We start from the raw sequence: 9,892 nt of genomic DNA on the forward strand, positions 1-9,892 counted from the left end.
AAGTGGTCCACGGCCTCCGCCGGAAAGAAACAAAGCACAAAGCCTTGGTAGCGATCGCTTTTGGCCTGTCATGCGTGTCCCCCAAACGGCCGAGGCAATCGCCTCCCGGGAGCCAGGAATCGCCTTCTCCATACCGCGCAGATGTTGAGATTCAGGCCGTTGGGATTGCCGTTCTCCCCACAGTCCGCGCTGCCCGCGGCCCCTACCCGTAGAGCAGAGAGGAGGTGCGTCAAAAAACAAGCAACGCGCGCGACTCGCACTGGGACGAACCACGTGCCTACAGGCCACCCACCCTATGACGCACGCTGATCTCTTCCCTCAGCCCGCTCGCTGGCCTTCGAAAAAGCCTCCCTCCGAGGCCAGAGGAGGCATTAACAGGCTATTTTGTGGCTGCCATTTTGACCCCCCAATTGGGTATTTGGCATCAGCCCCACCGCTCCAAGGAGACTCAACCTCGGAGCTGAGGCGACCAGTCGGCCGAACCCCCGAACGAATTGCCCCCAGTCGCATAAAGGCATCGACCGCCGGAGCGAATCACATCCCGATACCAGTACCCGGAATCCTTGATGACGCGCCGCTGGGTACCGTAGTCCACGTACACCAACCCGAAGCGTTGTTTGTAGCCGTGCGCCCATTCGAAGTTATCCATAATAGACCACACAAAGTAGGCAATCCCCGGAACGCCTTCGCCGATGGCCCGACCGTAGGCTCGCAAGTACCGCGTGAGAAAGTCGATGCGCTGCGGGTCATGAACTCTGCCATCGAGGGCGACCCAATCGCAATTCGCCATGCCGTTTTCCGTGACCGCAATGGGAAGGCCGTACCGTTCATTGAAAAACTTTGGCCCCCAGTACAACGCCGCTGGGGTGACCGGCCAGCCCATGGTTGTCAGAGGCTGGCCTGTAGGTGGTGGCTCGAGCTCCCAAGAACCATCGTCGCCCGCCCGTACCACTTCACCGAAATAGATGTTCACCCCGTAGAAATCCAGCTTTTGGCACATGGTCTCCAGGTCTGCAGCCCTGACTTGGGGAAGGGCATCGACAAAGAGCCGCAACCCATCGTCCGGATAGGCACCGCGCAGGAGCGGGTCGGCAAACCAGGTATTGTTCATGCAGTTTCTTTCGGTGATGGCGAATGTGGCCTCTCTGGCGGCAGCAATGTCTTCCGGGCGGTCAGTGGCCGGTACCTTGACCACGCCCACTAATGCAGTCCCGATTGAGGGGTTGAGTTTGGCTCGGCTGCGGATGACCTGTACGGCCTTGCCATGCCCCAAAAGCGAGTGGTGCGCCGCCTGCAACACGTCGGCAAGAGGCAGACGAAGGCCTGGGGCATGCTCACCAGTCAGATGCCCCAGGCCGATGAAGCACTGCGGCTCGTTCTGCGGCATCCACCACCGAACACGGTCGGAAAGGCGGTCTACCACCACCTGCACGTAGGCAGCAAACCACTCGCTGCTGTCCGGATGCAACCACCCTCCGCGCCGAAACACGGCGTGAGGGTAGTCCCAGTGGAACAGCGTTACCCACGGCTCGATACCAGCGGCAAGCAACGCGTCGACCAGGCGGTCATAGAAATCCAGACCTCGCTCGTTAACCGCGCCCACCCCCTCGGGCAGTACTCGGGGCCAGGAGATTGAGAAACGGTAAGCCCGCAGGCCCAGCTCCTTCATCAGGTCAACGTCTTCCTGGTACCGGTGGTAATGGTCACAAGCGACCTCGCCAGTATCGCCCTGCCAGATATTGCCCGGTTGGCGGCAGAACACATCCCACACCGAAAGGCCCTTTCCTTCCGCAAAAGCCGCGCCTTCGATCTGGTAGCTTGCTGCCGCCGCTCCCCACACAAACGATGTCGGGAACGGTGTCATGGTTGCGGAGCCGTCAGACCGTTTCACATCTCCCCCTCATTGTGGTGTGCAACGAGGCGACTCTGCCCAGAGGTGCCGGCACAAAGCACCTGCAGACAGGCCCAGGGCGACTCACCAGACATAGTGGAGCTCTTCGCACGAACGCCCAGTGGCACGGCTTCAGATGCCCTTCCTCCCGCGCGATGAACTCAGCGGAGAAGGAGGCATTTGTGCACTTGTCTCTCGCTGCCCGCGACAAGTTCATAGAAGAAGATACCAGAAGGTAGTGCCGTCCCATCCAATGTGACGGTGTAGGTACCAGGAGCCCTCACTTCGTCGACCAGGACCGCCACCTCTCTGCCCAAGGCGTCGTAAACCTTCAATCTCACTCTGTCACCGTGGGCCAGGGAAAACGGAATAAGGGTCCGAGCGTTGAAAGGGTTTGGATAGTTCTGCCCCAGAAAGTATCTCTTGGGGAGACCACTACCTTGGCCCTCCTGGACACCACTGCTCTGGCGCGCTGCCTCCTCTACCGCGCCCTCGTAATCCACAATGTAGTGCCACCAGTTGTTAAGAATCCCGTCCGTGACCCCGACAAAGCGCGGCAGATGGCTGTACCACCAGCGCATGTACCCCAAGTGCGAGCAGCCCCATTCCGAGCAGTTGATCACCCGCGTCTGGTCCAGGAGAATGGGATAGCGCTTCCAGTTGTCAGCGTAGGTGGTGACATAGCGATGATTACCAAAATCATAGTCACTCATGCCATTTGGTGGATAGTGGATGTTACCCACATGAGCCTGGCCCGGTTTGATTTTGTCGATGGTGGTGTAGATCTCCCAATTGTTGGGGGAAGAAGCATTGGGATCCCACCGCCCGTAAGTGTGTGCCAGGGCGCTTTCTGAGCGATGGCCGTAGCTTTCCAGGGCTTCAGCAATGCCGCGCTCATAGTTCCAGCCCATCACCGGCAACAAACGCCGCAAGCCCGGGTGGTTCATGGGCGGCGAGTTATACCAAAAAGCTCCTGGCCCTATGAGCTGCGACTCCCACATCCCACCGAAGGGGAACGTGTAGACCCACACCTCGGTGATGCGTCCCTCATTCCTTTTCTGGTCAAAGTGATGGTAATCAATCATGGCCGCGTAATCGAACTTGACACGATCTTCGATCTCTGCCATGTACTGCAAAGTACCTGGCGTGGTCCTGCCGTAGAGCCTTCCGCCCGGACCAAAATAGTAGGCAAGAGTGTCCAGCGACATGAATTTCCCATCCAGACGCGAGAAGCATTGCACGTCGTCGTGGATCTCCACGATCTGGTATTGAATCACACCGTCGCTGCACTGGTAGAACTCCTCCACCAGCTGGTACACCAGGACTAATGGGTCTGCCCATCCTCGGACCTGGTGGATGCGCCTCTTGTTGACTTTGTCGATGATCTGGTCTTGGAGCACTACCGCAACAGGCAGGACCATCGGTTGGACCTTCTCAGCGACAAAGTCCTCCACCACCGTGCAACGTGTGGTGCCGGTGAGGGGCCCGCTGGTGCCTACGATGTCGCAACTGCCCACGGCGACCGCGTGCACATCGCCCATTTCCCCCACGTAGGCCACGTCCGGATTGGAGGAGCTCCATGCCACAGGGGTCGGAAAAGTATATGGCCACACCCTGCCTTCGCTGTCAACAGTCTTGGCCGTCACCTGCAGGCTCGTGCCAGGCACCATCTTGAAGTCCGAGGGGACAATCCTGAGCCCGACAAGCGTGCGCCCGCTGTACAGCACCCATTCGCCGAGGATTGCGTAGCTGCTGTCACTCTGGGTGTTCCTCCCGCTAAGGCGTACCACCCGCACACGCTCGCTCGAAAAGGACACAGAGTCCCAGGTGAAAAAATGGCACGCCCGCCTGTCCACCAGCAGCTGGTACGAACCGCTGCGATTGAGCAAGTCCTCTGGCTGCCCTGCTGCTTCCAACGACCAAAGCCCCTCCATCCAGAAAAAGACTTTGCTCCCCTTGAGTACAAGGGCGCTGTCAAAGAGAAGCGTCACGGTCAGCGTTGCGGAGTTTTGCACGCCGCCGCTGGTAAAACCGTTCCCGTCAAAGATCTTGTCCAGAGCTCCATACACTAGCTCCGGCTGGGTTGTCGCTACAATCGTGCCGGCATTGATGCCGCCCAGCACGTCAATGGCCCCAATCTGTGTGACCTGTGCCAGGCAGGTTGCCAACGGCAACACCAGAAGCGTGGACAAGACTGCACGCTTCCACCTTTTCACCGTTATAGAACTCATGGTACCAGCTCCTCCAAACCTTGACACGTCTACTGCACTAAGCGCAGCATTCGTTTCATCGCATGGTCAAAATCACCTATGAACACCCACCAGTTCGTGAGTGGACGACCTTCGTATTCCAGACCGTTGTTCCACCCCGGCAAGCTCTGCATCCACAAGATGAACCAATCAAGGCTGTTGCAGTTCCAGCGCTGACAATTCACCTGCTTTTTCTCGCCAGTCCCATCGGGGCGCCAGTCTTCCAGGTCCGTCCACACCATGCGCGGGTTCTTCCAATCATAGTCGCGCTCCGCATTCGGCGGGTAATGAGCCCAACCACATCCCGGGCGCACGATCTTGTGGGTCTTGTCGCTCCCAACAAATTTACCCCAAAAGAGGAGCTCAGGCCACTTCTCCTCGGGGGTTACGTCCCTACCGTCAACAAAATTTAGCACTGCCTCGATTTGGTGCATGTGGTCTTCGATGGCTTCCGAAAGGCCCCGCTGGTAGTTATAGTGGTACAAGGTGTATGTCTTCCCAAGCGTTGGTAGATCGGTGGGATCGCGATCGCTGTTGCTCACATCACCAAATGGGCCAGCCATGTTGGACTCCCACAGATCCAACTTGCCGCCATGGTACGCCCACAGCCAGATCTCCTTGACTCCCTTCTTCTCCACCCAGTACTTGACATTGATGCGGGTGACCACAGCATAGTAATCGGGCATCGGCAACGCGTGCCCAGGTTTGAATCGCAAGGGCAAGGGCTCCAGAAATTCGAATTTCTTCAGAACCCGATACTTAAGACTCGGCTTCGCCTGCGGGTTCTTGTACGCACGAAAACGCGAGCCCTCCTCCAAGCAGGCAGCGATCCTTTTGGTGAGGCTATCGGTCTTGGCGCGTGTGTAAGCAAGGCTCCTGCCCCAATCACCTGTGACCGTGATGTCAATGGAATCGCCGGCTACGGGGAAGTAGGAGACGACCACCACGGGCACCTCGTAGGGAGGCGCCGGGACCCGCTCGCCTGCATTGAGCATGGTTCCGCTGCCAAGCAGCAGCCAGCTTAGAAGTGTGTGGTGCGACAACCTACCGCCAAAACGCATCGCAAGACCCTCCTGAGCTGTCTTCCAGTTCCCCACCATCCTTGCACATGCTGTCACTTCACCAATGCAATCTTCGTGCTCCACTGGGAAGTCCCCGCCCGAAGAACGAGGAAATATACGCCTGAGCCTATTTTCGCCTCCCGTGATGCACCGTCCCACACTTTCCGGCTTTGGCCTGCGGGGAGTCGTCCCTCGGCAAGTCTGCACACCTCGCGGCCGGCAACATCATAAAGCACGAGGGAGCCCACCTCCTCTTTGTCGAGCGTAAAGAACACTTCGAGGCGGGTGTTGAACGGATTGGGGTAGACCTGCAGGACAACGCCCTTGTCGGCGCCAGGCTCTTTTTCGACCTGGGCGCCCACTTCGTTCAGATCAAGGAGCATGCGCGCCACCACGCCGGTCCAAATGTAGGTGTGCAGCCATGAGTCCGAGGGCCGAGGCATGTCGCAGTGGTACGACTCGTAGAAATCGTGAAAACGGGACAGCGTGGCGATGACTCCGCTGCACACCCTTTCCGCCAAATCCCGAGCTTCATTGTAGTAGCCATACTCCAACAGCCCTCGGAAAACCAAATAGTTCCATTCCGGGTACACTGCCTGTGCGTCGTAGCCGTCATAAGGGTCGTCATGAGCGAGCAAAGGCACCCCGTACGGCCGCCCGAACGTGGATGGATTCTGAACTTCGGCCACCAGGTAGCGCGCCTGGGCCTGATTGGCCACGCCAGCCCAGAGCGGGAGGAACCCGATGAGTTCCTTGCGGCGCAAGTCGTTTGTCGAGCGGTAGGTAAAGGTGTGGGTATTTTTTTCCACGTGGTAGTAGAAGCGCGTCTCCGGGTCCCACATCAGGGCATTGATCGCATCCGCGCGGGCCTGGGCTAGGCGCTCCCAGCGCTGAGCTTCCTCGTGGCGGCCCAGCGCGGCGGCCATCTTGGCCAGTGACCTTTCCTCCATCACGAGTTCACAGTTCAGGTCAAGCGCCTCCACCTTGTTGGCGTTGTGCGGGTCTGTATAGCCACCCAGAAGGTGCCAGATCACGTTATAGTCCCGCACCGACTCCAGAAAGGCGTCGCCTCCCCATTCGCACAACCCGTCTCGGTCATCGTCGCGCTCCCTGACCCAGAAATCGTGGAACCTGCTGCCGCACTCGTACATATCCCGCAAGAAGATGGTGTCGCCGGTGATGCGGAATACCTCCCAATTCTCCCAATTGAACCAGGGGGCCGAGGAAGAGTGCTCGTTGGCCCAGAAGAGGAGCTCATTCAAGTACGGGCCAACGCGATAGGGGATGTAACCGTCTGGCCACTCGCTGCGGCTGTTCATGCGCTCGGCAAAGACCCGCTGCGAGTTCTGCGCACCCTCGGGGTCCATGTACGCGTAGGCCAGCATAGCCAGACTCTCGTGAAAAACCTGTCCCCCGTGCCCCCAGCCCCAAGTGGGCTCGCGAGAAAACAAGTAGTAGTTGAATGAACACTCTCCTTCCGGTGGCATCATGCACTGTCGCATCATGGAAAAGGCGCTCCAGTACATCAGGCGCTCAGGTGTGCTCAGCGAAGAAGGCTCAGGGACGCATGCATAGGCCGCTTCGTCCTCCCGCAAAGCCTGGTCCATGTCGTAGCTCATGAGCCGATCGCACGCCGCGACCAGGCTGTCGAGGTTGCCGCCCCTGGGGATGACCGCGCGGATCAAGCGGAACCCACGTCTCTCGCCTGGATGGAGACGCATTGAGCGCTGCAGAGCCAGCACGTGGGGTTCGTCGTCCAAAAGGCCAGATAGACGACTATTGGTTACATCGGCGAAAAAGACACGGACCGCCGGCCGGCCTGCTTCTTGCGACCGCCAGCCCCACCTGCCACCCGCATCGGCGGCTAAGAGCACGTATCGGTAGCTGCTATCCGGATTCAGACCCATGTCCAGATAGCCGGGGTCAGTCAAATCCTTAGCCACCAAGTCGTAGCGCCCCGGGGTACCGGCAGTCCGCCGGTACAAGCTGTAGCGACACCCCGGCTCCGGGACCCAGCTCACCACCGCTGCTTGGTTGTTCGCCGCAAAGTGGACGCGGACGTCCCTTGGCGCCGGCGGTATCACCGTGGGCGAAAGTATGACATCAACTCGTATTCCCCCGGGAACAGGAAGCTGACTCACTGTAGCTCGACCTACACCCTGCTCGCCACTGGCGCTACAGGTGAACGCCACCATGACGGTGTCGCCGACCTGGAGGGGAGGATTGCGGAAGTTGCCCAGTTCGCAGGCTTGCAACCCATTGCCGGGCACGTTTGAGCTCGGCTCGCCCCACTGGGGTGTTTCCTCAGTGAGTATCTCCTCCTCCCTGCCTAATCGCCAAATGAGTTGCTGCACCTCAGGCGGTTGGTGCAAACACAAACTACCGTCAGCATGACGAACCTCGCCCCATTCAAGGCAGTAACTGTCTCCGGTGCCCTGCCTGGCCAAGGGCGGAAGCGGGACTCCACCGAGCTGGTTGTAGCCGCCGTACCCCTGCGCCCGGGCGTCAAGCAACAACAGGTCTGTCACATACCGACAATGCGGAATGCCATGCTCAGTCGTCCACCAGTCCGGGGGCTCTTCGTGGCCGCAGGCAAAGCCTCGCCCGTTGTCTATGACAACCGGTTCCACCACACCCTGGGGATGCGAAAAGAGCAGGTAAATGTCCAGCTCGTGTGTCGTCTGGCCTACGTTGCCCACTGTGGTTTCCTGAATGGCGATTCGGGAGCTGTAGACTTGGAAACTCACCTGCACATCAATGTCCGCAAAAGGCCGCACCTGATACCGCACCAGATCGCTATAGGAAGCAGTCACCACCGGTTGCCCGTGCATATCGCGCAGAAGGTAGCATAGGCGACCGTCCATCTTGAACACGATACCAAGACTGCCGCCATTGTCGGTCGCAAACTCGATGCCCCTTTCCGCCTCATAGAATTTGAACTGGTACCCTTCGTCTAGCACAAATTGCGAACGGCTCAAAGGAGCTGCATAGGTGGTGAATAGCGGGTCTGTTCCGGTCACCCAAAGGGAAGAAAGCTCATGCTGCCCCCAAGTGCCGCTCGGCGACAGGAAAAGGGCCAACACCCAGGTGACACATCCGAAGCGGCGGCGCCATGTCGCATGTCGGGTGGTCATGCTATCGCAGGAGCGTTACCTTTTGCTGCCGCACCAGGATGCCGTTGCTTAACCGGCACCAGTACACTCCGGACGGGACTTCAACGCCATGCACGTCGCGACCATCCCACTTCACCCGGTATTGCCCCTGGGCAAGGTAGTGGTCAACCAGCGTTCTGACTTCCCGCCCTGCGACGTCAACAATGGCGACCTGTGTATGTCCTTGTCCTCCCACCGAAAAAACAAACTCTGTGGTCTGGTTGAAGGGGTTAGGAAAGGCAGGGCTTAACGTCGGGAGCACGGCCCTATGCTCGGCGATCGACGAGCCCAAGGCGGTCCGCGGCAGCATATTGACCCGGAGTGTGTAGCGCCCCAGCTCTATATGGCCCCGCCAATACTCCATGTTAAAGTCCGTGGACTCCAAAAACCCATAGCCCACCCTGTCTCCGCATTCTACCTTGAGGATCACGACAGCGTTGGAAAGCCCATAGTCGTGGACGATGACACCGTCGGCCGAAAACGGGCACCGTCCCACGTAGGCTTCGCCCAAGTCATTGGCCCACAGAGTGAGGTCTGGGGTATCGTCGAAGTACTTGCCATACCACACCCCTGGCCGTCCGGTTGCGCGAAAGATGGAGACTCGCGCCTGAGGGAGGGGATTGCCTGCCTGATCCTCGAGGGTCACACAGTTGTCAAAGGGCAAGTCTTGCATGAAAACCCCGATGTTGCCCGGGGCGTTGTAGTTGCCTTCGGTGGCTCTATGACCTGCGATTAGGTTCAATGCTACCGCACTATAGCGGTCAACCCATGTGTATTCGCCATTCATCAGCCCTTTGTACGGGGTGTAGTGGACCGCATCACCACCCACCATTGGCATGAACGGGGTGCCCACGATGAGCTGACCACCTTCCTTGATGGCAACCGTGTTCCCCTTCCCGTCATCGTGCACATTGAAACCGTAGAGGTCGATTAGGTAGCGCGCATGCCCCAGCTCATGGAGCAGTGAGCCCTCGAAAAAGAAGGGATTGTTGTCACCCGTACTTGTGTGGTTGGAATAAAAGCCCGTGGAGAGCAGACTCGCGGGAAATCCCCATTGTAGGTCAACGGTCCGATCCTGGAGGTTCGGTGTGTTGGTAGCTAATCCACCAGCCAAGGGAAGGCTTCCGTCAGGAACGATGGTGATGTGATCGATGCGAATGCGGTCCAGCACGCCCGATGGCGTTTCGGGGTACACGGCCTCCGCAAACATCTTGTTCCAGCGTCGTACGTGCCGCTGCGCCCAATCCTCCCACGAATTCGCATGCACGCCCAGTTCCCTCTGGTACTGGTGGAAGTAGTCATAGACGCTTTGCTCCACGTAAAAGCCTACGGCCAGGGCGTTGGTAACCACAAGCAGTGCATTGTTTCCTTCCTCCTCCTCGGGAACCTGATTCTCGGGGTCGATGAAAAACTCCAGCTCGTGTCGTTCGAACGACCATGGCCATTCATAGTCCAAAGTAACGAGGGAACCAGCTGGGATATCCGCTCGCCCTCGGGAAACCTCCTGGCCGTCCAGCAACCATACGTAGCTCACTTGCG

5 protein-coding genes are annotated in these 9,892 nt (G+C 58.7%); all 5 read right to left on the bottom strand.

What is annotated here, in order from left to right; translation table 11 throughout:
- Nucleotides 1-448 precede the first annotated feature (448 nt).
- On the bottom strand, nucleotides 449-1,864 hold the full coding sequence (locus tag ONB25_07400; GenBank protein MDZ7392699.1) for a GH1 family beta-glucosidase: 1,416 nt from the start codon (nucleotides 1,862-1,864) through the stop codon (nucleotides 449-451).
- A gap of 188 nt (nucleotides 1,865-2,052) precedes the next feature.
- On the bottom strand, nucleotides 2,053-4,122 hold the full coding sequence (locus ONB25_07405; GenBank protein MDZ7392700.1) for a T9SS type A sorting domain-containing protein: 2,070 nt from the start codon (nucleotides 4,120-4,122) through the stop codon (nucleotides 2,053-2,055).
- 29 nt (nucleotides 4,123-4,151) lie between these two features.
- Nucleotides 4,152-5,201: a hypothetical protein gene (locus ONB25_07410; GenBank protein ID MDZ7392701.1), complete on the bottom strand. Its 1,050-nt coding sequence runs from the start codon at nucleotides 5,199-5,201 to the stop codon at nucleotides 4,152-4,154.
- Between the two features lie 53 nt (nucleotides 5,202-5,254).
- Nucleotides 5,255-8,335 (bottom strand): trehalase family glycosidase, encoded by a 3,081-nt coding sequence (locus ONB25_07415; protein MDZ7392702.1) that lies wholly within the window; start codon nucleotides 8,333-8,335, stop codon nucleotides 5,255-5,257.
- Between the two features lies 1 nt (nucleotide 8,336).
- Nucleotides 8,337-9,892: T9SS type A sorting domain-containing protein (locus ONB25_07420; GenBank protein MDZ7392703.1), on the bottom strand; the 1,556-nt coding region annotated here is incomplete at its 5' end.

This window comes from candidate division KSB1 bacterium, from assembly GCA_034506335.1.
Classification (GTDB): Bacteria; Zhuqueibacterota; Zhuqueibacteria; order JANLFK01; family Oleimicrobiaceae; genus Oleimicrobium.

Bases quoted from the DNA above. Each gene is read 5' to 3' on its own strand.
- ONB25_07400 (MDZ7392699.1), bottom strand. From the start codon at position 1,864: ATGACACCGTTCCCGACATCGTTTGTGTGGGGAGCGGCGGCAGCAAGC.
- ONB25_07405 (MDZ7392700.1), bottom strand. From the start codon at position 4,122: ATGAGTTCTATAACGGTGAAAAGGTGGAAGCGTGCAGTCTTGTCCACG.
- ONB25_07410 (MDZ7392701.1), bottom strand. From the start codon at position 5,201: ATGCGTTTTGGCGGTAGGTTGTCGCACCACACACTTCTAAGCTGGCTG.
- ONB25_07415 (MDZ7392702.1), bottom strand. From the start codon at position 8,335: ATGACCACCCGACATGCGACATGGCGCCGCCGCTTCGGATGTGTCACC.